Genomic DNA, 765 nt, shown 5'->3' with positions numbered 1-765 from the left:
GCTATACCAACGTAAAACTTTACCAAGCCGGTGAACCTGAATGGAAAATGAAAAGTTACTTAGAAGTAGGAACGCCCGTAGCCCAAGCGGCATTTAAAAACGAAAGCGCACTCTTGATCGATGCACGCCCCTACGCTAAATACCTTGCCGGAAGTATTCCCGGAGCGATGCATATCCATGATGCCGATGTCGATCAATTTATCGGACGCTTGCCAAGCGATAAAACAACCTCGATTATCACCTTCTGCGAAGGATACGATTGCGCAAAATCACATAACTTGGCAAAAAAACTTGAAACCTTAGGTTACAAAAAAATAAGCGTCTACGCCGGAGGATACCCGGAATGGAAAGAAGCGGGTAACCAAACAACCGCAGGCGGTGCTAAAAAAGTAGAAGTTAAAGCAGAAACACCTAAAAAAGATGCCTTCGTTGAAGGTATAAAATTAGGCACCGATGAAGGAACCGTGGACGGTGAATGGTATAAAGCCCATATCATGGCGGGAACCGTACCGAGTAATGTCGCCATTATTGACGTGAGAAGCCCCTCAGAATACGCCAACGGACATATTAAAGGCGCGATCAATATCGAAGCGGGAAAATTAAGCGCACAAGAATTTGTAGCAAAACTACCTAAAGGGAAAGTCGTGATTCTGAATTGCTCCGCAGGCGGAAGATCGATGGAAGCCTTTTTGAAATTGCAAGGCGCAAAAATAGACGTGAGTAAGATATTCTATTTTGATGCCAATATTAAATGCGATAAATCAA

At 43.8% G+C, this 765-nt stretch carries 1 protein-coding gene; it reads left to right on the top strand.

What is annotated here, in order from left to right; all coding sequences use genetic code 11:
- Positions 1-765, top strand: a 765-nt coding sequence (locus OA34_RS13330) for a rhodanese-like domain-containing protein (RefSeq protein ID WP_039676247.1), incomplete at both ends; no start/stop codon positions are given.

Origin of the sequence: Sulfurospirillum sp. MES (assembly GCF_000789415.1) — a bacterium.
GTDB lineage: Bacteria > Campylobacterota > Campylobacteria > Campylobacterales > Sulfurospirillaceae > Sulfurospirillum > Sulfurospirillum cavolei.
Note: the sequence above shows the minus strand (reverse complement) of the source record. Positions and strands in the feature narration are given on the sequence as shown.